This window comes from Phenylobacterium sp., assembly GCF_030679875.1.
Lineage (GTDB): Bacteria > Pseudomonadota > Alphaproteobacteria > Caulobacterales > Caulobacteraceae > Phenylobacterium.
In genome coordinates, this window is sequence record NZ_JAUXSP010000009.1 from 102,438 (window position 1) to 126,835 (window position 24,398).

Below are 24,398 nucleotides of genomic sequence, written 5' to 3' on the forward strand. Positions count from 1 at the left end.
CTACTCTGCGGCCATCAGCACCCGGCCGGCCGTGAAAGAGGTCTTCTCGGCGAGGCTGGCCTTGGCGGCCTCGTACTCAGCGGCCAGGCGGGCCACCAGCTCGCCGGCGCCGAGGATCTCGTCCACCGCGCCGATGCCCTGGCCGCAGCCCCAGATGTCCTTCCAGGCCTTGGCCTTGGTGTTGCCGCCGGAGCCGAAGTTCATCTTTGACGGATCAGCTTGCGGCAGGTTGTCGGGGTCGAGACCCGCGGCCAGAATCGAGGGGCGCAGATAGTTGCCGTGCACGCCAGTGAACAGGTTCGAATAGACGATGTCCTCGCCGGAGCTCTCGACGATCATGTCCTTGTAGCCCTGGGCGGCGTTGGCCTCCTTGGTCGCGATGAAGGCCGAGCCGATATAGGCCAGGTCCGCCCCCATGGCCTGGGCGCCCAGCACCGCGGCCCCATTGGCGATAGCGCCCGAGAGCGCGATGGGGCCGTCGAACCAGGTCCGCAGCTCCTGGATCAGGGCGAAGGGCGACAGCGCCCCGGCATGGCCGCCGGCGCCCGCCGCCACAGGGATCAGGCCGTCGGCGCCCTTTTCGACCGCCTTGCGGGCGAAGCGGTCATTGATGACGTCGTGCATGACGATGCCGCCATAGGCGTGCACCGACTGGTTCACATCCTCCCGGGCGCCGAGCGAGGTGATGATGATCGGGACCTTGTACTTGGCCGCCATCTCTACATCGTGCTCCAGCCGGTCGTTGGTGCGATGGACAATCTGGTTCACCGCAAAAGGCGCGGACGGCAGGTCCGGATTCTTGGCGTCCCAGGCCGCCAGCTCCTCGGTGATCTGCGCCAGCCACTCGTCCAGCTGGCTCGCCGGCCGCGCGTTGAGCGCCGGAAACGACCCGACGATGCCCGCCTTGCACTGGGCGATCACCAGCTCCGGGTTCGAGATGATGAACAGGGGCGAGGCGATGACCGGCAGGCGCAGGCGGTCACGGAGAATCGGCGGCAGGGCCATGGGCGTTTCCTTGATCGGCAAATGTTCTAATTTACACCGTAAGCGACAACCCGCCTGCCTCACAAGCCAGAACCCTCCCCCGTCGCCGGGAGAGGGTCCTTTTTGCCTCCAGCCTCAGGCGCAGCCTAGATGGGCGGCGGTCCACCTTCGCGCTCGGCCTTGCGGGTCCAACGCTCCAGCAGGCGGTGGGCGGTCTCCCGGCCCCCGAAGCCAAAGGCGATGGCCGCCGCCACGGCCGCCGAGCCGAGGATCAGTCCGAAGGCCAGGATGACGATCTCATCGGCGATGCCCATGAACCGCAGGCCCATGGCCGTGGCCAGGGCGATGGTCGCCCAGCGCACGATGATCGAAGCGAACCCGTCGGCGCCGCCCGTGGAGCGGTCGATAAGCCGGGCCAGGAAGTTGCCCAGCAGAACGCCAATCGCGATGATCACGCCGCCAAACAGCACCTGGGCGCCCAGTCGGACCACCTCTTCCAGCATGGCGGCGACCGCCAGGAACGACAGCAACCGCGCCGCTTCGATGGCCGAGAACAGCATGATGGCCACCAACACGATCCGCGCCACCACCTTCGAGGGGGTGAGGCCGACCACCGCTGCGGGGGCGGTCGCGCCACCCACGGCGGCGGCCTGTTGATCCACCGGCGCATCCGCAGGCGCCACAGGCGTCACAGGGGTCGAGCCCCCGTAAGGCGCGGGGTGGGTCACGCCCGTCGACCACAGGCCCATCAGGCTGCGGTCAAAGCCGAGTGACGGCAGGATCTGCTCCACCAGGCTCGCGACCCAGCGGCCGATCACATAGGCGATAGCCAGAACGATCGCCGCCGCCAGGACCCGGGGGATGGCGTCAAGCACAACAGCCAGAACCGCCACCGCTGGATCTGAGATCGCTGCGATGCCCAGCTGCTCCAGGGCGGCGATGGTCACGGGGATGATGATCAGGACGAACACCAGAAGGCCGGCTGTACGGCCCAGATTCGTCGCCCCGGTCAGACGGCCGAGACCGGCCTTCTCAAGCCAGTAATCGACCCGCGCCGCGCTGAGCGCAGCCTCCACCACCCGCCGCGCCAATGTGGCCACGACGAGGCCGACAAAGAAGATGACCGCGGCGCCCACAAGATTGGGCACATAGGACAGCACGCCCATGGTCAGGGCGTTCAAGGGGCCGACCACGCCGTTGAGCTGCAGGACGCTGAGCGCGGCGATCACCCCGATCAGCAGCACCAGCCAGTAGCCCAGCTGCCCGAGCTGATAACCCAAGGTCTCCTTGGGCTGCAGATTCCGATTGTGGCTGGCGGCGCCCGGGAAGCGGTCGATCAGCTTGGCGAGCCCCCACTGCACGGCCTTGGCGACAAAATGCGCCACGACGACGATGAGCAGGGCCGCCAGAATCCGTGGCCCCCAGAAGGCGAACAGCTCGCCCGCATTGTGAAATTGTATGGTGTCCATGTCTCTCCCCAGTCCAGGTTCACCTGTGACAACCATTCCCGGGCCCCGCCGTTCCGAGAAAGTCAGCCCAGGCGCCGTGACGGCGCCCTTGACGCTTCCCACGCCCCCGGCTCATCACAGGGTGATGGTCCAGATCGCTTCTCCCGCCGTGGAATTTCCGCCGGCCAGCGCCGAAGACTGGCGCGCCCTTGTGCTCAAGACCCTGGGGGACAAGCCGCCAGAGAGCCTGACCAGCGCCACGGCCGAGGGCCTGACCATTGCGCCCCTCTATGGGCCGATGGACGTGGCGCCGATCCCCACCCGGCCGTTCGACCCAACCCGGGCCTGGGATCTGCGCGCCATGACCCGGCATCCTCATCCGGCGCGGGCCAACGCCGACATCCTGGCCGATCTCGACGGCGCCGGCGCCTCGGTGCTCCTGGCCCTCGATCCCCAGGGTCAGGCCGGCTGCGCTGTCGGTTCAGCCGATGATCTCGCCCGGGCCCTGGATGGAGTGATCTTCGAACTGGCGCCTGTGGCCCTGGACGCGGGTTTCCTCGGGACCATCGCCGCCGACTGGCTGAGCGCGGTGGCCAAGGCCTCGCCGACCGCCCTGCTCCAATTCCATCTCGATCCGCTCAGCGCCTTCGCCGCCACCGGCGAGAGCCCGGGCCCCATTGAGGCGCACATCTTCGCCGCGGCCGGCGCTGGCGCCCGTCACGCCCAGACCCACCCCCAGGCCCAGATCTTTCTGGCCTCAGGCGCCGTGGTCCATGAGGCCGGCGGCGGCGAGGCCTGCGAAGTCGCCTTCGCGGCGGCCAGCGCCCTGGCCTACGCCAAGGCCATGGTCCGGGCCGGCATGGCGATCGACCAGGCCTTCGCCCGTATCACCCTGGGCCTTACCGCCGAGGCCGACTATTTCCTGACCATCGCCAAGCTGCGCGCCGCCCGACTGGTCTGGGCGAGGCTGGTCGGCGCCTGCGGCCTCGACACGCCCGCGCGGATCGAAGTCCGGTCTTCCCGACGCATGCTCACCCGCCGCGATCCCTGGACCAACATGCTCCGCCTGACCTCGGCTTGCTTCGGCGCAGCGGTCGGCGGGGCCGACGCAGTGGTGCTGGGCGCCTTCACCGACGCCCTGGGCCTGCCCTCGGCGCTCGCCCGTCGCCAGAGCCGCAACACCCAGCTCGTCCTGATGGAGGAGGCCCACATCGGCCGCGTCTCCGATCCGGCGTCGGGCTCAGGCTATGTGGAGGCCATGACCGACCAGATCGCCCGCGCCGCCTGGTCGGCCTTCCAGGTCACCGAGGGGATGGGCGGCGTCGTATCGGCCCTCACCGCTGGCCATGTCGCCGCCGAGGTGGAGACCACCTGCGCGGCCCGCGCCGACCTCGGTCAGCCAGCCATCGTCGGCGTCACCGCCTTCCCGCCGGCCAAGGACGGTCCGGTCGAGATCGACACGCCAGATCCCAGGGCGGTCGAGGCGCCCTCGCCGCGCCTGCCGGGGCCCGATGGCCGCTGCCCGCCGCTTGCGCCTCTTCGCATCGCCCAACCCTTCGAGACCGAGGCCGCCCGATGAGCGCCTTTCCCGACTATACCGAGGTCCCCTTCGACGCCGAGCGCCCCGCCGCGCCCGCCCTGGAGGCCCCGCCCTGGGCCACGCCGGAAGGTATCGCGGTCGCCGCCGCCTATGGGCCTGAGGATATCGAGGGGCTGAGCGGCCTGGACTCCTATCCCGGCCTCGCGCCATTCCTGCGCGGCCCCTATCCAACCATGTACGCCACCAATCCGTGGACCATCCGCCAGTATGCGGGCTTCTCCACGGCCGAGGACTCCAACGCCTTCTACCGCCGCAACCTGGCGGCCGGCCAAAAGGGACTGTCGGTGGCCTTCGACCTCGCCACCCATCGGGGCTACGATTCCGACCATCCCAGGGTGGCCGGCGATGTCGGCATGGCCGGCGTGGCCATCGACTCCATCCTCGACATGCGCACCCTGTTCGACGGCATCCCGCTGGACCAGATGAGCGTGTCGATGACCATGAACGGCGCGGTTCTGCCGATCCTGGCGCTCTACATCGTCGCGGCCGAGGAACAGGGCGTGCCGCCCGCCAAGCTCTCAGGAACCATCCAGAACGACATCCTCAAGGAGTTCCTGGTCCGCAACACCTACATCTATCCGCCAGCCCCTTCGATGCGGATAATTTCCGACATCTTTTCATATACTTCCACTGAGATGCCGAGGTTCAACTCGATCTCGATCTCGGGCTATCACATCCAGGAAGCCGGGGCGACGCTGGACCTGGAACTGGCCTATACCCTGGCCGACGGGATCGAATATGTCCGCGCCGGGGTGGCCGCCGGCATGAGCGTCGACAAGTTCGCCCCGCGTCTCTCCTTCTTCTGGAACGCCGGCATGAACGCCTTCATGGAGATCGCCAAGCAGCGGGCCGGCCGCCTGCTCTGGGCCGAGCTCATGCAGGCCGAGTTCGCGCCCAAGGACGCCCGCTCGCTCTCCCTGCGGGCCCACACCCAGACCAGCGGCTGGAGCCTGGCGGCCCAGGACGTCTACAACAATGTCGCCCGCACCTGCGTCGAGGCCATGGCGGCCACCGGCGGCCAGACCCAGAGCCTGCACACCAACTCGCTGGACGAGGCGCTCGCCCTGCCGACGGACTTCTCCGCCCGCATCGCGCGCAACACCCAGCTCTTCCTGCAGCTCGAGAGCGGCCAGACCCGGGTCATCGATCCCTGGGGCGGGTCCTACTATGTGGAGCGCCTGACCGCCGACCTCGCCGCCCGTGCCCGCACCCACATCGCCGAGGTCGAGGCGCTCGGCGGCATGGCCAAGGCCATCGAGGACGGCCTGCCCAAGCGCCGCATCGAGGAGGCCAGCGCCCGCACCCAGGCCCGCATCGATTCCGGCCGCCAGAGCGTGGTGGGCGTCAACCGCTACCGCTCCGCCGATCTCGACGAGATCCCGGTGCTCAAGGTCGACAACTCCGCGGTTCGCCAGAGCCAACTTGAGAAGCTGGCCCGCCTGAAGGCCGAGCGTGATCCCGCCGCCGTGCAGGCCGCCCTCGACGCCCTGACCGCCGGCGCGGCTGGAAACGGCAATCTGCTGGCCCTGTCGGTGGAGGCCGCCCGCGCCAAGGCCACGGTGGGCGAGATCAGCTACGCCCTGGAAAAGGTCTTCGACCGCCACAAGGCCAAGGCCGACGCGGTCAAGGGCGTCTATCTGCGCGAGGCGGGCGAGACGCCTGCGGCCCTGAAGGCCAAGGCCATGGTCGGCGCGTTTGCCTCAGCCGATGGCCGCAAGCCCAGGGTCCTGATCGCCAAGATGGGTCAGGACGGCCACGACCGCGGCCAGAAGGTGATCGCCTCAGGCTTCGCCGACCTCGGCTTCGAGGTGGAGATCGGCGACCTCTTCCAGACCCCGGCCGAGGCCGCGGCCCTCGCCGTCGAGCGCCAGGTCCATGTGGTGGGCGCCAGCTCCCTGGCCGCCGGCCACCTGACCCTGGTGCCGGAGCTGAAAACCGAACTCGCCCGCCTGGGCCGCCCCGACATCCTGGTGGTGGTGGGCGGCGTGATCCCACCGGAGGACTTCGCCGCCCTGACAGACATGGGGGTCGCCGCCATCTTCCCGCCGGGCACGGTGGTGCCGGAATGCGCTATCGAGGTGCTCGACCGCCTGAACGCCGAACTCGGCTACGCCCAGCTGGACGCGCCTCGGGCTTAGCCGGCGATCCGGCCTACAAGATCGAGCCCGTAGGCAGCGTCATAGGCGATCCAGGCCTGGGTCACGATGATGGCCCAGACGACGCTGAACAGCGAGCCCACCAGGAAGTACTCGGCGTTCAGCTTCTCATCGAGATCCTTGAACCGCGCCACCGTCTTCAGGGCCACCACGGCGGCCAAGATCTCCCAGGCGCCGATGATCAGACCACTGGCGATCATCAGCCGCTCCAGATGACCGATCAGCCGCCCCACCCGCGGGGTGTTGGCGGACGCCTCTGCGCCCTCGGCCTCGGGCGTCTGGGCCATGGCCCGGCTAAGCCCGCTCCAGTCCAGCACCGCCTTGCAGGCGAGGTTGCCGACCACCGTCAGCAGGAGCAACGCGACGGCGACCGAGCCGGCGAAATGAATCCAGGCGCTCATGGGGTCAGTCCATAGGTCTCGTCCAGGGCGGCGGCCATGGTCTCCAGCGCCCGCCACTGTCGGCCATAGAGCTCAAATCGGCCCGCCCGCCTGATCTTGTAGAGCGTTGGGAGCGAGATGTTCAGCCGCCCCGCCAGTTCGGCTGCGGATTCCGCGGCCGAAGCCAGCACCACCTCCCGCTGCCGCGCCGTCCAGTCCTGCTCGATCTCGCTCAGGCCCGCGCCGACGGCCTCCATCAGGATCTCCACGGCGGGCTGACCCGGCAGGTGGAAGCGATAGGCGTTGGGGTCGCGCTTGTCGGCCAGGCGCTCACGGCTGGCGGCCAGCCCCGGCCCCATCATGTTCCAGGCCCGCGCGGAATTGATCGGCGTTTCGAGGCGCGCCACCCCCAGCACGAACCGGCACGCGACTCCCTCGGCTAGCAAATGCGCCTGCACATCGCGAAGCACGTCCAACCCCGCCCGCAAGCTGGCCGACAGGCCTTGGAATTCGTCCCCAAGAGTGATGGTGAGCGGCGAGGCCATGGCGCTGCTAGCCCGCCGATTGGCGGCGTCGATGGCGCTGTTGAAAACGCCATGCAGGCCAACCACCGACGCCGCATCCTCACTGGATACGAGATCGCCCATGACAACCGCGTGGGTATAGGCCTGCGGCGCGGGGCGGGGGCGCTGCGCCTCTAGGGACAACATGACCTGAAGCTCGACCTTCCATAGCCCTTTTTAGGGCGACGCTCCATCCATAGCCCACTTTTGGGATACCTCATAGATTTATCCCTTTTCAGGGATAGTCTATGTCGCTCGGCGAGGAACCCGTCGCCCGACGAGCCAGGGCGATCCCCACGGCCAGGGCGCAGCCGGCTGCGATGCCGGCGATCAGGTCGTGGGCCAGCGTCAGGGCGAGCGTCACCGCCATGACGGCGGCTCCGGCGCGGTTGGCCCTTAGCAGATGGGCGATCTCGGCCTTCTCCACCATGTTCCAGGCCACCACCGCCAGCAGTCCTGCCAGGGCGGCCAGCGGGATGTAGGCCGCCAGGGGCGCGGCGATCAGCATGAAGGCCAGCAGGTAGAGGGCGTGCAGCATCCCAGCTACGGGGGTGTGGGCGCCGGCCCGGACATTGGTGGCGGTGCGCGCGATCGTGCCGGTGACGGGCATCCCACCGAACAGGGCCGCGCCGGAATTGGCGACCCCCTGAGCCACCAGCTCCATGTTCGAGCGATGGCGCCGGCCGGTCATGCCATCGGCCACCACCGCCGACAGCAGGCTCTCGATGGCGCCGAGCAGGGTGAAGGCCGCCGCCGCCGGCAGAACGGCCAGCACCTTGGCCAGCGCCAGGTCCGGCAGGTGGGGCATGGGCAGGGTGCGGGGAATGCCGCCAAACTTCGTGCCGATGGTCTCTACCGGCAGGCTGAGCAGCACCGCCGCCGCCGAAGCGAGACACACAGCGATCAGCAGGGCGGGCCAGGCTGGACGCCAGCGCCGCACCGCCAGGATCAGGCCGATCACCACCGCCGCCAAGGCCACAGCCGGCGGGTTGAAGCTCGGTAGGGCCAAGACCAGCGCCGCCACCTTCGGTCCAAAGGCGGCCGGCTCGCCGCCGGCCAGGGTCAGGCCCAGCAGGTCGCGCACCTGACTGATCAGGATGATCACCGCGATCCCGGCGGTGAAGCCCACCGTCACCGGGGCCGGAATGAGCCGGATCAGATTGCCCAGGCGAAGCACCCCGCCCACCGCCAGCATCAGGCCTGAGAGGAAGGTCGCTAGGACCAGCCCCTCAATCCCGTGCAGATGAACCGTGCTGGCCACCAGCACGATGAAGGCGCCCGCAGGCCCGCCGATCTGAAACCGGCTGCCCCCCAGCATCGAGACCAGGAAACCGCCGACAATGGCGGTGTAGAGCCCCCGCTCCGGCCCCACGCCTGAGGCGATGGCGATGGCCATCGACAGCGGCAGGGCGACGATGGCCACGGTCAGGCCGGCGATGGCGTCTGCCCGCAGGTCGGCGAGGCCGTAGCCCTCCCGCAGCAGAGTCGCCAGCTTGGGCAGATAGCGGTTCGAGGCCTTGGCGGCGTCGGTCATGGGGATCTGTGGTTGGAGGCGCCCGTCACCCTCGTGGGACGGACCGCCACTGTCGATGATCTGGCGCAAACGGGCCAATCAGACCTGATGTCAGATCTTTACGCCCCGCCGGCCAGCCTTGGCCCGGCGTTTGCGGTCCCAGCTTTCCGGCAGAACCGACGGGCCGTGTCGGGCCTCGATGTCCTTCTGAAGGGCCTTGGCCGCCATCAGGTGCCCGGGGAAGAGGGTGTCCACCGCCCAGCCCGCCACCGGCACGGTGGATGTGGCCGAGTCGAAGGCCAGATAGGCGCCCATCCGCGCCAGCGTCGGCAGCGAGGCGCCGGCCCGCAGCCCCTCGGCGATCAGCAGCGCGCCTGCGCCCACGCTATAGACAGTGCCCGCCACCGGCACCCAGGCCAGGATGCCGTCCAGGCCAAGGCCGATGGGGCCCACCCCCACCAGACGGTCGGACAACCGCTTGATCCGCTCAGCCGAACGCCAGGCGCGATGCGCACTCTCCGCCGTCACCGCCATGGGGCGACCGTCAGTCCAAGGCTGGCTCTAGCCGAGGAAAACCACCCGACGGCGCTCCTTGCCGTCCTTGATGCGGGACAGGATCTCTCGGTACTCGGGCGTATTGGCGACATCCGTGCGGGAGCCTTCAAAAAAGATGGTCTCTTCCATGTGCTTGATCATCAGGTCAGCCGCCCATTTGTGACCTGAAAACAGCATGTCCGCCAGCTTGCCGAGTCCGACGGGCACGGGCGCGATTCCAATGGCCAGATCTGCCAGCAGGACCATGCTCGCCTCCAGCAACACCATGGGCGCGCATCGGCTCCGCACACCGTCGCTCAACAGCACGATCCCGGCCCCGAAGCTGTAGAGCCCGCCCGCCCAGGGTATCCACGTCAGGAGCCCGTCCAGGCCGACTCCCACCGGGCCGATCTTGATGATGTTGTCCGACAGGCGCTTGGTGCGCTCGATGCTGGCGCGGATATTGTGCAGTTCGATATGCGAGCGGGCGAAGAACATGCGCGGCCTCCGGCAGGGTCGGCGCAATGTGGACCAAGCCAGCTTAACCATGAAGGCTTTAGGTCGATTTTCGCCCAAGGCTAGGGCGCTGGCGGCAAGATGCTCGCCCGGCGCGCGATTCCAGATCGCGAGCCTCCCGGTTTGATCCTATGACTTAACCATGGCGCGCGATCCCGACATCCTCATCGTCACCACCGATTTCCTCGAAGGCCGCCCCGTGCGCCAGCACCTGGGCATGGTCTCGGCCCAGGCGATCCTCGGCGCCAATGTGGTCCTAGACCTGATGGCCGCGATCCGGGACTTCTTTGGCGGTCGCTCCAAAGGCTATGAGCGGGTGCTGGCCCGCGCCCGGGAGGACGCCCTGGCCGCCCTGGCCAAGGAGGCCCAGGCCATGGGCGCCAACGCCGTCCTAGGCGTCGACCTCGACTACCACGCCATCGGCCCCAACGGCTCCATGCTGATGGTCGCAGTCAACGGCTCGGCGGTGGTGATTTAGCAAGGCGCAGCCGCCGCCCGCCTCACATCATGTCGCCGGCCGCCGCGTCGAGCAGGAGGAAGACCCGGCCGGCGTCTGAGGCCAGAAGGGTGGCGACCATGAAGCCTTCCTGGTCACGGAGCACGGCCTCGTCGAGCATGCCCCGGTAGCGGCGCAGATAGTCTCCGGCCTCCGCCTTGAGGGCGTCGTCGGTGAACAGCCGGCGGGTCAAGCGCCGGGTGGCGGCCGGGGCCAGCCGTCGGACCACCTGGCGGGCGCCCTCCATGTCGCCGGTCTGCACCACGGCGCCGATCTCGTCGATCCGGCCCCGAGGCAGCAGGGCCGAGGGATCTATGCCGAGGTCGACGATGTCCGACAGAAGCTGCGCCTCGCGACGCTCATCCAGGGGCCGGGGCGGCGGCTCGTCGATGGCCGCCAACAGATCCTTCCAGGTCAGCCCCTCGCCGCCATCATCCTCGGCAGGCGCCTGGGGCGGACCACCTGCGGACTCAAACAGGCTGGAAAACTCCTCGTCAGTAGCGGTCGGCGTCAGCCGCAGTCGAGGCCGCAAGCCCGCAGCATCCTCGGCTGATCCCAGGCGGCGCTCCCGGGTGGGCCGGGGGGTCGAGGGGCGCAGCTCCAACGGTGGCTCGTCCTCGACCGGCGGCGCCGAGGGGCGAACGGCCTCGGCCCGCGGGGGTTCGGCCCGGGGCGGCGGAGCGGGCGGGGTCCGGGGGCGCTCCTCCCGCGGGGCGGGACGACGCTCCCGGCTGGGCAGGGGCGTGCCGAAGCCCGCGCCAAGACCCGAGCCCAGACCGCCGCTGGCGGTGGTGGCCACCGATCCCATCAGGCGGACCGCCTCGCTCAGCATTTCGTAGTTGCGGCTGACCCGCTCCTGGAAGGCCGCATCGATGGCCTGGGTCTCCTCGGCGGTCCGCCTGGCCTGAGCCATGAGATCGTCAAGGCTCTCGCCCACGGCGGCGCGGACGTCATCGGCCTGCCGGCGCGCATTGGCCGGCAGCTCGGCTGTGCGGGCGTCGAGATCGGCCAACAGGTCCTGAAGCTCGTGCAGGGTGGCGCGGGCGGCTGCGGCGCTGGCCTCCAGCTTGCGGGCGGTCTGGGCGCCAGCCTCCTCCACCAGGCCCGCCGACTGCTCAATCAGCGAGCGCGCCTCTTCGAGCCGGCCTTCGAACACCTGGTCGGCCTTCTGGCCGGCGGCGAAGGCGGCTTCCGACAGCTGATCCACCTGCTGGCGAGCGGCCTCGGCGTGGCGGGCGGCGGCCAGGCGGGTCTGTTCGGCGGCCTGGGACAGCGCGTCGATCGCCGCCTGGGTTTCCGCCTGAAGCTGGCCGCGTTCCCCGGAGGCGGTGTCAGCCAGCAAGCCCCAGGACTGTTTCAGGCTCTCAGCGAAGGCGTCGCGCTCGCCCTGGGCGGCGTCGGCCATGTCGCCGAACTGCTCGGCGGCCTGGGACACCAGTTCGCGCAGCATCTGGGCGCCCTTGATGGCGCGATCCCCGACCTCGACCGCCGAGAGACGGGCCTCGGACAGGTATTCCGACAGCTTGGCGGTGTGGGTCTCAGCCTCGACGGCGAAGGATTCCTGGTCAGCCCGCAAACCATGGGCGATGGCCACCAGGGCGGCCCGCTGCTCGGACAGGCCCGTCTCCACGGCTGCCACCTGATCGGCGACGCCGACGCCTGCGCTTTCCAGCCGGGCGATGTGACGGGTCAGGTCCTCGCCCACGGTCCGGGCGATGTCGCTGGTCTCGCCAGCCGCGGCGGCCAGGTCGGCGGCCCGCGCCGCGAGCGAGGCCTCAGCCTCCCGCAGCTGGGTCTCGGCCAGGTCGGAGGCCTCGGCGACCATCCGGGCCTGGCTGGTGATGGCGTCGACCACCGCGGTGGACTGGGCGTCCAGCACGCCGGCGAGGCTCGTCATCTCAACCCGCTCCTGAGACAGGCTGCGGGTCAGGGACTCCGCCGTCCGGGCCGAAGCCGCGGCGGCGTTGATCAGTTGCTCAGTCTCGGCGGCCAGGGCCGAGCGCAGGGCCAGGAGCGTCTCGCGAGCGTCCTGGGCCGCCTCGCCGGCCCGGATGATCTCCTCGCGGACATGGGCCACCACATCCCCCGCCCGGCCGGCCGCCACCAAGGCGGGCGAAACCAACTCATCAGCGAGCCTCTGGGTTCGGCGGGTCTCGGCGGCGAGCTTCTGGCCCTGCCGCAGGGCGTAGGCGGCCACCCAGACCAGCACCGCGGGCGCCAGGGCCAGCAGGGCGAAAACCCCCATGGCGAAGGCGTCGTTCTGGAACGGCACCACGTCACCCCGATAGCCCCAGGCATAGGCCATAGGCGCCAAGGCGCAGAGGACGGAGATAGCCAGGGCTCCGGCATAGATGGGCCAGGCCGGCGACTCCTCGGCCCCGGCGGCGGGACCAGCGCCCTGCGCGGTCAGGGCCGACTGCGGGGCGGTGGCCGGGGGGGCGGCAGGACGGGTCAGGTCCCCGGCGGAGGCCGGATCGGCCAGCGTAAAGGACGCCTCGTCCGTCTCAGCCTGGGCGGCGTCGGTCGGGGCCTCGCTCTGGTGCGCGCTTGGCGTCTCGACGACGGGGGCGTCTGTCAGGTCCAGATCATGGTCGGGGCCCGCCTCCGGCGCCTCGGCCGCACCGTCAAGGTCTGACTCGGTGAGATTCTGGAAATCCAGCGGCTGACGCCGGTTTTTGATCTTCATCTGCGGCCCGTTACTTGCGGCCAACACGCCCCGCGAACCGACGCTTCGTCGTCTGGCGCACGCCCTGATCTGCTAGGATTATCGTTGAACGGTCCGCGCGCAAAGCTCCATGCGGCGGTTTTGCACGGGGCCGGAGAAATTTCCCGACCTGCGCCCCGCCCAGCGGCGAGGTTCAGGCTCGCCCCAGGCTCACGCTCGCCCCAGGCTCAGGCTCGCCCAAGGCTCAGGGGCGCCTCGGGAGAGGGCGCCGAGGACCGGGGGGCGTCGCAGGTCTTCAGGTCAGGGGCGGGCGGCGCCGACCGGGCGACCTTGCGCTCGGTCTGGGCGGCGCGCTCAGGCTGCTGGGGTTCAACAAGGACGCCCAGATGCGAATAGGCCACGGCCGAGGCGTGGATCACCACCGCTGCGACGATTTCCGTGAAGGTCTGCATCGGATCTCTCCCGTCACCGATACGAGTTCTGTGGCGGACTTATCGAACACGGTTCGAGCTTGGGCAATATGGCTCCACATGAAACTTCGTTCATGTGGAGCCTCAGGATCTAGTAGCGGCGGCAGACCACGTCGCGCAGGACGCTGGTCGGACCGGTATAGCGCCCCTCCCCGTCCACGGCCTGCTGGGCGCGCTGGCTGGAGTCATAATAGGCCGACGAGCCGAGCCCCTGGGACCGACAGAAGGCGGTGGCGGAGCTGGAGCCGGCCGCGATGTCGTAGCCGTCATAGGTCGGATAGGGGAAGAAGACCGAACGGACCCCTTCGGTGGGGCGATACTGGTTCGGACCGCTCCAATTGCCGCCCCCCGGTCGCCAGTTCCCCCCCGGAGGGGGTCGAAAACCGCCGCCGCCGCCGCCGCCGGCTCCCGCATAGGCCTGCAGGGAGGTGATCCGCTCACCCATGCCCAGGGTGTTCATGTTCGGCACGTCGCCGGAGACGTCCTGGCATTGACCGCCGTAGTCTGAGTTCTCGCAGATGCGCCAGCGGCCCTGGAACCGGGCGCTCATGGCCTTGTCATTCCAGTCCCGGGGCAGATTGGTGGCCAGGCCATAGATGGTGGTCTGGCGGCCCTGAAAGTTGGGTTGGTCGAACAGGATGGCCGAGGGCTGGCGCCCACCGCCGTAGTTCTGGGCCGCGGCTGCGCCGGCGGCCACCGTCGCAATCACCAAGGCGGCGCTCATCATCACGCGTTTCATGAAGCTCAACTCCCCTGTCGTCCCTCGGCGAACAACCTAGACCGGAGATCAGCCCAAATCAAAATTGCGCCGCCGGCCACCCTCAAGGCGTGAGGCGGAATTCGGCGCGTTCATGGCTCAGCAGCCAGCGCTTGCGCTCCAGGCCGCCGCCGTAGCCCGTCAGGGTTCCATTGGCGCCGATCACCCGGTGGCAGGGCACCACAAGCCCCACGGGGTTGGCGCCGTTCGCCAGTCCGACCGCTCGCACCGCCGTCGGCGCGCCGATGTGCGCAGCCAACTGGCCATAGGACCAGGTCGTCCCCACCGGAATCTCGCATAGCGCCCGCCAGACAGACTGCTGAAAGGCCGTGCCTCCGGTCGTCCAGGGCAACTGAGCCAGCGCCCCCACTTCCCCGGCGAAATAGGCCGCAAAGGGAGCCGACAGGCCCTTCGGCGACGGGGCGGCTGTCAGGTCGACAGCGCCGTAGTGACGGCGCAGCAGGCGCTCCATCCGCGCCTGGTGGCTGTCCCAGTCGAAGGCGCGCAACCGGCCAACCTCGTCGAACACGATCTGGGCGGGCCCAAGGGGCGTCGGCAGGGCGGCGACGAACAGGCGGTCAGGCGGCGTCTTGGTCATCGAAAACCTCCTTTGATGGGGGGCTTTTCCCCGCGGGGGAAAGCCCTTCGGACGCCCACAGATGCAGGGCGCCATAGGCCCGCCAGGGCCGCCAGGCTTCGGCCCGGGCCAGGAGTTGCGCGGGGTTGGGGCGCGTCCCATCGGGACCCGCCAGGGCGCGCATTAGGCCGATATCCCCATGGGGAAAGGCGTCAGGCTCGCGCATCTGGCGCAGGGCGATGTACTGGGCGGTCCACTCGCCGATCCCAGGAAGGGCCTTCAGCTTCGCCACCGCCGCCTCCAGGGAGCCCTGGGGGGCGAAGAGGCCAGGATCGGCCGCGGCCGCGGCGGCCAGTCCGACCAGAGCCCGGGCTCGGGCCCCGGGCATGGGCAGACTGGCAGGATCGATCTGGGCCAGAGCCTGCGGCGTGGGAAACAGATGGGTCAGACCCTGGCCCGCAAACGCCGCCGGCAGGGACTCTCCATGCGCCGCCGTCAGCCGACCCGCCAGGGCCCGAGCCCCGGTCACGGTGATCTGCTGGCCCAGCACCGCGCGGACCGCCAGTTCGAAGCCATCCCAGGCGCCAGGCGCTCTCAGGCCCGGCCGGCGGGCGACCAGGGGGGCGAGGTCGGGGTCGCGGGACAGATGGGCGTTCACCTGCGCCGGATCGGCCCCCAGATCAAAGACCCGGCGCACCCTGGCGATGACCTGGGGCAGGACCTGCAGGCGGGCGAATCTTGCGCGGACCTCCAGAGTGTCCCCGGGTCCGGGCGCGACGCTGACCAAGCCTGCGACGCCGTCGATCCGCAGGGCCCGGTGATAGCAGCCCGCCTCCACAGCCTCGACGCCAGGCACGGCGCGCAGCGCCAGGAAGTCGAGCATCGCGGGCCAGTCATAGGGCGGGCGATAGGCCAGCCGCAGAACCACCCCACCCCCGGCCTGCGCGCTGATCTCCGTCCCCCGCCGCCGGCGCAGGTCGCGGGGCGGCCGGGCATAGAGCTGCTGGAAGGTTTCATTGAAGCGGCGAACGCTGCCGAATCCCGAGGCCAGGGCCACCTCGGCCATGGGCAGGGCGGTGTCGCAGATCAGTTGCTTGGCCAGCAACACCCGTCGGGTCTGCGCCACCGCCACCGGCGAGGCGCCCAGGTGCTGTTTGAAAAGCCGCCTCAGCTGCCGGCCGCCCACTCCCACCCGATCGGCCAGCGCCTCGACATCTCCCTCGTCCAAGACGCCGTCCTCGATCAGCGACAGGGCGCGGGCCACGGTGTTGGAGCTCCCCCGCCAGGCGCCCAGGTCCGGCGAGGTCTCCGGCCTACAGCGCAGGCAGGGTCTGAACCCCGCCTCCTGGGCCGCGGCCGCCGAGGGATGGAAGGTGACATTGCGCCGGAGCGGCGTCCGCGCCGGACAGATCGGCCGGCAATAGATCCCGGTCGAACGCACGCCCACGAAGATCTTCCCGTCCAGGCGGGCGTCGCGCATCGTCAGGGCGCGGTAGCAGGCGTCGTCATCCAGATCCATGGTCCCCAGGATCGCCCCGGTCGCCGGCCGTGTCTCGCGGTTTTCGGACATGACAGCTCAAGGGCTCGCGGCTTTCGGACGTCGAACGCGCCGATCAGCCAAAGGGGCGGCTCCCGAGGCCATGGGCGTGCAGGCCAAGCCACCCGCCGCCGATCTTGCCGCCCAGGGCTGACCTTGCGGTGGCTCACGCGCGCGCCGGTCCCGCCCCAGATCGGGCGCCCAGCGTCATGGGAATGTCCCAGGCGGCGGCTATGGATGCCCGCCACCCGCCGATCTGGCCCAGAACTTGAACTGGAGGTTGCGCCTGTTCTTGCTTTGGGCGCCGCTGTCCCTTAACTGACCGCTAAAGGGCCACTGAACGCGCCGAACACCAACGGCGGGTTGATTTACTTTGAACGAGCCACCCTCAGTCAGGCCCAGATTCCACCCATGCAAGGTTCTAACGTCATGGACGCCCGCCAAGCCGAGGCTGCTAAGGCACGCCTCACGCCCGGTCTCGATGCGGATACGCTGACCCATCTTCAGCGCCTGGAAGCCGAGAGCATTCACATCATGCGCGAGGTCGTCGCCGAGGCCGAGCGCCCGGTGATGCTCTACTCGGTCGGCAAGGACTCCGCGGTGATGCTTCACCTGGCGGCCAAGGCCTTCTACCCGTCCAAGCCGCCCTTCCCGCTGCTGCACGTCGACACGACCTGGAAGTTCCGGGCCATGTACGAGATGCGGGCGCGGATGGCCGAGACCCTGGGCTTCGAGCTGCTCGTCCACCGCAATCCCGAAGCCCTGGCCAAGGGCATCAACCCCTTCGACCACGGCTCGGCCCTGCACACCGACATGTGGAAGACCGAGGGCCTCAAGCAGGCCCTGGACGAGCATGGCTTCGACGCGGCCTTCGGCGGCGCCCGCCGCGACGAGGAAAAGTCCCGCGCCAAGGAGCGCGTGTTTTCCTTCCGCTCGGCCCAGCACCGCTGGGATCCCAAGAACCAGCGGCCCGAGCTCTGGAACCTCTATAACGCCCGCAAGTCGCCAGGCGAAAGCATGCGGGTGTTCCCGATCTCCAACTGGACCGAGCTGGACATCTGGCAGTACATCCACCTGGAGAACATCCCCATCGTGCCCCTCTACTACTCGGCCGTCCGGCCGGTGGTGGAGCGCGACGGCGCCCTGATCATGGTCGATGACGACCGCATGCCGCTGCGTCCCGGCGAAACCCCGATGATGAAGTCGGTGCGGTTCCGCACGCTGGGCTGCTACCCGCTCACAGGGGCCGTGGAGAGCACCGCGGCCACCCTGCCCGAAATCATCCAGGAAATGCTTCTCACCACCACGTCTGAGCGCCAGGGCCGCGTGATCGATCACGACCAGGCCGCCTCGATGGAGAAGAAGAAGCAAGAGGGCTACTTCTGATGTCGCACCAGTCCGCACTCATCGCCGAAGACATCGACGCCTATCTCAAGGCCCACGAGCACAAGAGCCTGCTGCGCTTCCTGACCTGCGGGTCGGTGGACGACGGCAAGTCGACCCTGATCGGGCGGCTGCTCTACGACTCCAAGATGATCTTCGAAGATCAGATGGCCGCCCTGGAGGCCGACTCCAAGCGGGTTGGCACGCAAGGGGGCGATATCGACTTCGCCCTGCTGGTCGATGGCCTGGCCGCCGAGCGGGAACAGGGCATCACCATCGATGTCGCCTACCGCTTCTTCTCCACCGACACGCGCAAGTTCATCGTCGCCGACACCCCTGGCCACGAACAATACACCCGCAACATGGTCACCGGCGCCTCGATGGCGGACGCGGCCATCATCCTGATCGACGCCCGCAAAGGCGTGCTGACCCAGACCCGGCGTCACTCCTATCTCGTGTCCCTGCTGGGCATCCGCCACGTGGTTCTGGCGATCAACAAGATGGACCTGGTGGGCTGGAGCCAGGAGGTGTTCGACACCATCCTGGCCGAATACCACGACTTCGCCGCCCAGATCGGCGTCAAGGCCTTCACCGCCATCCCGATGTCGGCGCTCAAGGGCGACAACATCACCGAGACCAGCGACAAGGCGCCCTGGTACACCGGCCCGGCCCTGCTGCCGCATCTGGAGGCCCTGGATGTCGAGGACGACCTGCGGGAGAAGCCCTTCCGCATGCCGGTCCAGTGGGTCAACCGCCCCGATCTCGACTTCCGCGGCTTCTCCGGCCTGATCGCCACCGGGACCATCGCACCCGGCGACAAGGTCAAGGCCCTGCCTTCGGGCCGCGAAAGCACCGTGGCCCGCATTGTCACCATGGCCGGCGACCTCCCCCGCGCCGTGGCTGGCCAGTCGGTGACCATCACCCTGACCGACGAGATCGACATCAGCCGCGGCGATGTCCTGTCCATCGCCAGCCAGCCGCCGGAGGTGGCCGACCAGTTCGAAGCCACCGTCGTCTGGATGGATGACGAGGCCATGCTGCCCGGCCGTCCCTATCTGATGAAGATCGGGACCCGCATCGTCGGCGCCAGCATCACCGAGCCCAAGTACAAGGTGAATGTGAACACCCTCGAACAGCTGGCCGCCAAGCGGCTGGAGCTGAACGAGATCGGCGTCTGCAACCTCTCGCTCGACGCCCCCGTCGCCTTTGACGCCTACAAGGACAACCACACCCTTGGCGGCTTCATCCTGGTCGACCGGATTTCCAACCGGACGGTGGCCGCGGGCATGCTGCACTTCGCGCTCCGCCGCAGCCAGAACATCCACTGGCAGGCCCTGGACGTCTCCAAGGCCAGCCGTGCGGCCCAGAAGGGCCAGAAGGGCCGCGTGGTCTGGCTCACCGGCCTCTCGGGCGCCGGCAAGTCGACCATCGCCAACCTGGTCGAAAAGCGCATGCAGGCCGACGGCCGCCACACCTATCTGCTCGACGGCGACAATGTCCGCCACGGCCTGAACAAGGACCTGGGCTTCACCGAGGAAGACCGGGTGGAGAACATCCGCCGGGTGGCCGAGGTCTCCAAGCTGATGGTCGACGCCGGCCTGATCGTGCTCGTCTCCTTCATCTCGCCCTTCCGGGCCGAACGCCGGATGGCCCGCGAGCTGATGGCCGACGGCGAGTTCGTCGAGGTCTATGTGGCCACGCCGCTGGCCGTAGCCGAACAGCGCGACGTCAAGGGCCTCTACGCCAAGGCCCGGGCCGGCGAGCTGAAGAACTTCACCGGCATCGACTCCCCTTACGAGGAGCCGGAACACGCCGAGATCACCGTCGACACGACCACTCTCTCGCCCGAACAGGCGGCCGAGGAAATCGTCGCCTGGCTCGCCAAGAACTAGGTCGGGATCACCACACGCGTTGAGAAGGGCCGGACGCCGCAGGGCGCTCGGCCCTTTTTCGTTTCAGGCGCGGATCAGGGCTCGCTGACCGACGATGCCGGGCGACACGGCGCCCGAAGCCTCACCTCTTCTGCTGCATAACGACTGCGTCGAGACAGGGCGCGCTGCGTTAGCTGACCTGATGAAGGGGGCCGCCACCAGTTGGTCCAGCCTCGACTATCGGGATGATATCCTGGCGGATGAACTCGACCCTGCTCTTCAACATCCTTGCGTGTTCTTCGGTGGGAGCGGCAGCGATCGGATAAGCGCCTTCCAGAGCGTCGCCATTTAGAACGCGGTCAGCCCAATCCTCTGTGAAGATGCAATAGGTTTCCAACGCCTCCGCTGGAGTGGGCGAGTCGTCGGTCGCAAAATATGCGGGCGGCAGATCGCCGACGATCACCCAAAGCTCAGCATCCTCTTGGCCTTCCCACTGGATCGGTTCGGTGAAGCGCACGAGGAACAGCGCGAGGATGCGGCTCACCCCAAAGGCGAGCAGCATCTCGCCGATGGGCTTCGCCCATGGGCGGGTCCCGACATAGTCGCGCGCCTCCGCCTCAAGCTCCGCAAGTTGCGCGTCCTCCTCGGGGTCGGGCACGCCGGCGAGCTGAAAGGCTGAAGTGTCGACGGGAGGGTTCATGAGGCGAGACCTGCGGAAGCGAAGGGCGTCAGATTACGATCGGATCGCCCGGAGTCCAACTGGGATTGATCACCTTTTGTTCGCGCTCATGCTGCCGCGGCCGGTTGACTCTCCCCCATTTCCGCTCAATACTTAAGTCAATGCTACAGTATCAGCCCGTACCCCTCGACCTCGCCTTCCAGGCCCTCGCCGATCCCGGTCGCCGGGCCATGGTCGAGCGTCTGAGCCTCGGTCCCGCCTCGGTCAGCGAACTGGCCCAGCCCCTGCCCATGACCCTGTCGGCGGTGGTCCAGCACCTGAAGATCCTGGAGGCGGCGGGTCTGGTGAAGAGCCGCAAGGTGGGCCGGGTGCGCACCTGCGCCCTGGAGGTCGAGGCCATGAGCCAGGTCGAACGCTGGATCGCCGAGCGCAAGCGCTTCTGGTCGCAGCAGTACGACCAGCTGGAGGCCTATCTGGCCCAGACCGCCCCAGAGGAGAACGACCGATGACGCTGACCCACGCCACCTTCACCATCGAGCGGGTGCTGACCGCCTCGCCGGCCCGGGTCTACGCGGCCTATTCCAGCCTGGAGGCCAAGAGCGCCTGGTTCGGGGCGGTGGCGGACATAGAGACCCTGGACCGGGACTTCGACTTCCGGGTCGGCGGCAAGGAGCGCTTTCGCGCCCGCTGGCCGGACGGCCGGGTGAGCGACTTCCAGGCCGTCTATCATGACATCCTGGAGAACCAGCGGATCATCCTGGTCTACGACATGTTCCAGAACGGCGAGAAGCTGTCGGTCTCCCTCCAGACCCTGGAATTCCGCGCCGAAGGCGACCGGACCCGGCTGATCCATACCGAGCAGGGCGCCTATCTGACCGGCGGCCTCGAGGCGGCCAAGGGCCGTGAGCACGGCACGACCTGGGGTATCGACAACCTGGTCGCCCTGATCGAAGGGCGCGAACCGGAGCCCTTCGCATGAGCCTCGAACTATTCGCCCGCGCCGTCGATGACGCCAGAGGCCTCCGCCACGACTTCCCCCTCGGCGCCCCGGACAGAGACTAGGGACGGCTGGCGCGAAGCGGTCGATCCGAACTTCAGAGAAGGGTGGGAAGCGGACATCTACCTTGCTAGCTTTGCTGCAATCGGGGGACCTCAGCCATGCTCGCATTCGTAGTCACGTTCGTCGCCACGCTAGGCATGGGGGCTCTGGCCGAGGGAAGCGCCGCACGCGACGCACCTGAGACCAATCGAATCTCCAATTGTGTACTAGAACAGATTGCGAGAGCGGAACGAACCACCCCCGACAAGCTTGATAGCTTCTCGAAAAGGAGCGCCAACAAAGCGATGGCCGCTTGCCACGGGGTTAAGGCAGCTTGGGCGTCCGAGTTGGATGAGCAACTTCGCTCAGACCCGAAATTTTCCGACCCGATCCTGCGCAAGGCTGAAGTGAACAAGATTGTCTCTACTGACGAATTGGTGGTGATGATCCTGATCGGGATGAAAGCGAGGTAAGAAGCTGCAGCGAAGCGGAGGATTAACCTAGGAGCTGGCCTTCAGCGCCGAGGTTCTTTCAGTGAGCGAAGCTAACGCTCCAGAGGGCGGCTTTGGGTCGCTAGCCGACCTCGCGTCCACACCAAGGCCCAGACAGCGCGCCCGCCGGTGGCGGTGCTCGGCCCGCGAGCCTTTCAACTCAACCTCTCGACCAAGCCGCGCCTCTTCACCGCCTGACCTCCCATGCCTCCGTATCGTGGTCGGGGTGCTGGTAGGACACGATGCTCGCCAAATGCGCCGCCGCCCGGGGCTCGTCGGAGCCGTGGACGGGCAGCTTCGCGAGGTCTTCGAAGTAGGGGACCTGCGCCGGCGAGGCGAGTTGCTCGCTCGGCCGCACCTCAGCCGGCCGGTCGAAGGCGCCGATGGGCAGGCCGACATGCTTGTCGCCGTACTCAAACGTCAGCGGCGTGCCGCAGTCGCTGCAGAAGCCCCGGCGAACCTTGTTTGAGCTCTGGAAGCGCTTGGGCTCGCCGCGGGTCCAGACCAGGGCCTCGGACGGCGCCTCCGCATAGGGCCCGAACAGTCCGCCCGTCGCCTTCTGGCACATGCGGCAATGGCAGATCGAGGCTTCGCCAAGCTCGCCCTCAATGCGGAACCGCACCGCCCCGCACTGGCATCCGCCGGTCACGCTCATCAGCAAGCCTCTTTCCTGGTGCTTCCCATCCTGAGGGTCGCATACCTGCGGTGAGCGTCAACGCCCACCGCCGAGCCCCCCGCCTCGCTTGCGCCGCGATCGCGACGGATATGGCGGGCTCGTGCGTGACATCTCCATGGGCGGCCTCCCCGCCGCCCAGGTCAGCATCAGGATTTAGCGTTTTGCGTCTGCCTTACCCTCCCCGGCCCGCCGCGCGTCTCAGGGCGCACCTCCTCGCCGGCGCAGCCCTCGCCTGCCTGTCTTCGGCCGCTATCGCCCAGGAGGTCGATGACTATGACTACGGCGATGTCGAGGTGCAGGAGCTGGTGGTCAGCGGGGCGCGGCCGGCAGGCTCAGTGATCGGCGACATCACCCCGGAACTCACCCTGTCACCACAGGAAATCCGCGCCTATGGGGCGGCCAGCGTTACGGAATTGCTGGAGGCGCTGAGCCCTCAGATCGGCAGCGGCCAGGGCGGCGGGCGTCCCGTCATCCTGATCAATGGCGGCCGGATTTCGGGTTTTGCTGAAATCCGCGACCTGCCCACCGAGGCCATCGCCCGGGTGGAGATCCTGCCCGAGGAACTCTCTCTGAAGTACGGTTATCCCGCCGAGCAGAAGGTGGTGAACATGGTGCTCCGGCCCAGGTTCCGCGCCACCCTGGTCGAAGGATCAGTCAAGTCGCCCACCCAGGCCGGCGGCGGCGAGACCCTGGGCGCCCACGGCGCCCGCCTCGATATCCTGCAGGGCCGGCGGTTGACCCTGGACGCCAAGGTCAACACCACCGACTCCATCGAGGAGAGCGACCGCGACATCATTGGCGGCGAAGGGGCCTTTCGCTCCCTCCAGTCGCAGTCCAGCGATGTGAGCCTGAACGCCGTCTATGCCCGGCCCCTGGAGAACGGCGTCTCCCTCTCCGTCAACGGTCTCTTCGAGGCCAGCGAGAGCGAGTCTCGCCAGGGCCTGTCGCCCTTCGGGCCTGAGGCCCTGCTGCGAAACACCGAGCGCCAGACCGCCCGCCTGGCGGCCTCGGCCACCGGCGCCCTGGCCGGCTGGCAGTGGTCGACCACCGGCGAGATCGAGCGCGGCGAGGTCGACACCGACACCGACCGGGCCTCCGGCGGGCGAGCCTTTCTCGACACCGCCCGCACGGTGAGCACCTCGGCCCAAACTGATCTGGTGCTGAACCGGTCATTCGGGGAGCTGCCGGCCGGCCAGATCAGCACGGCGCTCACCGCCCGGGCCTCGGCGGTCGAGTTGGAGAGCGAGGCCACCCGCCTGGGCGCCGTCCAGTCCAGTGATCTGTCACGCACCGTCGGCGAGCTGCGCGGCAATTTCGACATTCCGCTGACCCGCGCCGGCGAGGGCCTTGGCCAACAGATCGGCCGGCTGTCGGCCAATCTGAACCTGGGCGTGCAGCAGGTCTCCGACTTCGGCGCCCTGGAAACCTATGGCTACGGCCTGAACTGGCGGCCCACCCCGGAGATCCGCCTGCTGGGCTCCTTCAGCCGCAGCGGCGAGGCGCCGACCATCAACCAGCTGGGCGATCCCGTCACCGTAACGACCGGGGTCAGGGTGTTCGACCTGGCGCGCGGGGAGACCACCGAGGTAGCGCGCACCACCGGCGGCGTCGCCGGCCTCGACGCCGGTCAGAAGGATGTCTTCAAGCTCGGCGGCACCTGGCAGCCCCTTGACGAGGTCAATCTGCGCTTTCAGGCCAACTACGTCTCCAGCCGCACCCACGACGCCATCGTCGCCTTTCCCTCAGCCTCAACCCAGGTGGAGGCGGCCTTCCCCGACCGTTTCACCCGCGACGGCGCCGGCGTGCTGACCGCCATCGACGCGCGCCCGGTGAACTTCGCCCTGCAGGCCAGGGATGAGGTGCGCTGGGGCTTCACCTATTCGCGGCAGATCGGCTCTGTTCCCACTGCCGATGAGCGGGCCGAGATGCGCGCGCGCTTCCAGGCGGCGCGTCCAGCCGCAGCCCCCGGCGCGCCGGCTCAGACCGGCTCGCCAGATGCGCCTGAGCGCCCCCCCGCTGGCGAGGGCCCGCCGGAGGGCGCTCCGCCCCCTGGCGAGCGCGCC

The 24,398-nt window shown here is 68.6% G+C and carries 22 protein-coding genes and 1 pseudogene; 9 read left to right on the forward strand and 14 right to left on the reverse strand.

The window, feature by feature from the left end:
* Positions 1-1,005 (reverse strand): nitronate monooxygenase family protein, encoded by a 1,005-nt coding sequence (locus Q8K84_RS06260; RefSeq protein WP_305281755.1) that lies wholly within the window; start codon positions 1,003-1,005, stop codon positions 1-3.
* Between the two features lie 125 nt (positions 1,006-1,130).
* The gene (locus Q8K84_RS06265) at positions 1,131-2,453 is read right to left on the reverse strand and encodes a mechanosensitive ion channel (protein ID WP_305281756.1); all 1,323 of its coding nucleotides are present in this window, start codon (positions 2,451-2,453) and stop codon (positions 1,131-1,133) included.
* A gap of 124 nt (positions 2,454-2,577) precedes the next feature.
* Between Q8K84_RS06265 and Q8K84_RS06270 the strand changes: the two genes are divergently transcribed.
* Together Q8K84_RS06270 and scpA are read left to right on the forward strand one after the other, a co-directional pair.
* Positions 2,578-4,011: a methylmalonyl-CoA mutase family protein gene (locus Q8K84_RS06270; protein ID WP_305281757.1), complete on the forward strand. Its 1,434-nt coding sequence runs from the start codon at positions 2,578-2,580 to the stop codon at positions 4,009-4,011.
* Positions 4,008-6,170, forward strand: a complete 2,163-nt coding sequence (gene scpA / locus Q8K84_RS06275; RefSeq protein WP_305281758.1) for a methylmalonyl-CoA mutase — start codon at positions 4,008-4,010, stop codon at positions 6,168-6,170. Before Q8K84_RS06270 ends, scpA begins: the two co-directional genes overlap by 4 nt.
* On the opposite strand, the gene Q8K84_RS06280 is transcribed toward scpA, so the two are convergent.
* The 5 genes from Q8K84_RS06280 to Q8K84_RS06300 all read right to left on the reverse strand — a co-directional run bounded on the left by Q8K84_RS06280 (position 6,167) and on the right by Q8K84_RS06300 (position 9,676).
* The gene (locus tag Q8K84_RS06280) at positions 6,167-6,589 is read right to left on the reverse strand and encodes a hypothetical protein (RefSeq protein ID WP_305281759.1); all 423 of its coding nucleotides are present in this window, start codon (positions 6,587-6,589) and stop codon (positions 6,167-6,169) included. The genes scpA and Q8K84_RS06280 overlap by 4 nt on opposite strands.
* Complete coding sequence (locus Q8K84_RS06285; RefSeq protein WP_305281760.1) at positions 6,586-7,278, reverse strand: SatD family protein; 693 nt, start codon at positions 7,276-7,278, stop codon at positions 6,586-6,588. The genes Q8K84_RS06280 and Q8K84_RS06285 overlap by 4 nt, the downstream gene beginning before the upstream one ends.
* A gap of 88 nt (positions 7,279-7,366) precedes the next feature.
* A complete protein-coding gene (locus tag Q8K84_RS06290) occupies positions 7,367-8,665 on the reverse strand; it encodes a SulP family inorganic anion transporter (protein WP_305281761.1) in 1,299 nt (432 codons plus the stop codon).
* A 90-nt stretch (positions 8,666-8,755) separates the two neighbouring features.
* A complete protein-coding gene (locus Q8K84_RS06295; protein ID WP_305281762.1) occupies positions 8,756-9,178 on the reverse strand; it encodes a DUF4112 domain-containing protein in 423 nt (140 codons plus the stop codon).
* Between the two features lie 27 nt (positions 9,179-9,205).
* Positions 9,206-9,676 carry a DUF4112 domain-containing protein gene (locus tag Q8K84_RS06300; protein WP_305281763.1) on the reverse strand — a complete coding sequence of 157 codons (471 nt, stop codon included), beginning with the start codon at positions 9,674-9,676 and terminating at the stop codon, positions 9,206-9,208.
* Positions 9,677-9,836: 160 nt separating this feature from the next.
* On the opposite strand from Q8K84_RS06300, the gene Q8K84_RS06305 reads away from it, so the two are divergent.
* The gene (locus Q8K84_RS06305) at positions 9,837-10,172 is read left to right on the forward strand and encodes a YbjQ family protein (RefSeq protein WP_370867841.1); all 336 of its coding nucleotides are present in this window, start codon (positions 9,837-9,839) and stop codon (positions 10,170-10,172) included.
* A 22-nt stretch (positions 10,173-10,194) separates the two neighbouring features.
* On the opposite strand, the gene Q8K84_RS06310 is transcribed toward Q8K84_RS06305, so the two are convergent.
* The 5 genes from Q8K84_RS06310 to Q8K84_RS06330 all read right to left on the reverse strand — a co-directional run bounded on the left by Q8K84_RS06310 (position 10,195) and on the right by Q8K84_RS06330 (position 16,229).
* Positions 10,195-12,876 (reverse strand): polar localization protein TipN, encoded by a 2,682-nt coding sequence (locus tag Q8K84_RS06310; protein ID WP_305281764.1) that lies wholly within the window; start codon positions 12,874-12,876, stop codon positions 10,195-10,197.
* Positions 12,877-13,082: 206 nt separating this feature from the next.
* A complete protein-coding gene (locus Q8K84_RS06315) occupies positions 13,083-13,307 on the reverse strand; it encodes a hypothetical protein (protein WP_305281765.1) in 225 nt (74 codons plus the stop codon).
* Between the two features lie 109 nt (positions 13,308-13,416).
* Positions 13,417-14,064 (reverse strand): beta/gamma crystallin-related protein, encoded by a 648-nt coding sequence (locus Q8K84_RS06320; protein ID WP_305281766.1) that lies wholly within the window; start codon positions 14,062-14,064, stop codon positions 13,417-13,419.
* Positions 14,065-14,146: 82 nt separating this feature from the next.
* A complete protein-coding gene (locus Q8K84_RS06325; RefSeq protein ID WP_305281767.1) occupies positions 14,147-14,680 on the reverse strand; it encodes a methylated-DNA--[protein]-cysteine S-methyltransferase in 534 nt (177 codons plus the stop codon).
* Positions 14,661-16,229: an AlkA N-terminal domain-containing protein gene (locus Q8K84_RS06330; protein ID WP_305281768.1), complete on the reverse strand. Its 1,569-nt coding sequence runs from the start codon at positions 16,227-16,229 to the stop codon at positions 14,661-14,663. Before Q8K84_RS06330 ends, Q8K84_RS06325 begins: the two co-directional genes overlap by 20 nt.
* A 396-nt stretch (positions 16,230-16,625) precedes the next feature.
* On the opposite strand from Q8K84_RS06330, the gene cysD reads away from it, so the two are divergent.
* Both cysD and cysN read left to right on the forward strand, forming a co-directional pair.
* Positions 16,626-17,582 (forward strand): sulfate adenylyltransferase subunit CysD, encoded by a 957-nt coding sequence (gene cysD, locus Q8K84_RS06335; protein WP_370867842.1) that lies wholly within the window; start codon positions 16,626-16,628, stop codon positions 17,580-17,582.
* Positions 17,582-19,471, forward strand: a complete 1,890-nt coding sequence (gene cysN, locus Q8K84_RS06340) for a sulfate adenylyltransferase subunit CysN (protein WP_305281770.1) — start codon at positions 17,582-17,584, stop codon at positions 19,469-19,471. The genes cysD and cysN overlap by 1 nt, the downstream gene beginning before the upstream one ends.
* A gap of 169 nt (positions 19,472-19,640) precedes the next feature.
* On the opposite strand, the gene Q8K84_RS06345 is transcribed toward cysN, so the two are convergent.
* Positions 19,641-20,150: a hypothetical protein gene (locus Q8K84_RS06345; RefSeq protein ID WP_305281771.1), complete on the reverse strand. Its 510-nt coding sequence runs from the start codon at positions 20,148-20,150 to the stop codon at positions 19,641-19,643.
* Positions 20,151-20,290: 140 nt separating this feature from the next.
* On the opposite strand from Q8K84_RS06345, the gene Q8K84_RS06350 reads away from it, so the two are divergent.
* The 3 genes from Q8K84_RS06350 to Q8K84_RS06360 all read left to right on the forward strand — a co-directional run bounded on the left by Q8K84_RS06350 (position 20,291) and on the right by Q8K84_RS06360 (position 21,641).
* A complete protein-coding gene (locus Q8K84_RS06350; protein WP_305281772.1) occupies positions 20,291-20,638 on the forward strand; it encodes a helix-turn-helix transcriptional regulator in 348 nt (115 codons plus the stop codon).
* Positions 20,635-21,108, forward strand: coding sequence for an SRPBCC domain-containing protein (locus tag Q8K84_RS06355; RefSeq protein ID WP_305281773.1), 474 nt, complete (start codon positions 20,635-20,637; stop codon positions 21,106-21,108). The genes Q8K84_RS06350 and Q8K84_RS06355 overlap by 4 nt, the downstream gene beginning before the upstream one ends.
* A gap of 179 nt (positions 21,109-21,287) precedes the next feature.
* Entirely contained in the window at positions 21,288-21,641 is a 354-nt protein-coding gene (locus tag Q8K84_RS06360; protein WP_305281774.1) for a hypothetical protein, read from the forward strand.
* A gap of 205 nt (positions 21,642-21,846) precedes the next feature.
* Here the strand turns inward: Q8K84_RS06360 and Q8K84_RS06365 are convergent, their stop codons facing one another.
* The gene (locus Q8K84_RS06365; RefSeq protein ID WP_305281775.1) at positions 21,847-22,314 is read right to left on the reverse strand and encodes a GFA family protein; all 468 of its coding nucleotides are present in this window, start codon (positions 22,312-22,314) and stop codon (positions 21,847-21,849) included.
* A gap of 182 nt (positions 22,315-22,496) precedes the next feature.
* Between Q8K84_RS06365 and Q8K84_RS06370 the strand changes: the two are divergent.
* Positions 22,497-24,398, forward strand: a pseudogene (locus tag Q8K84_RS06370) (TonB-dependent receptor); the annotation flags it as partial.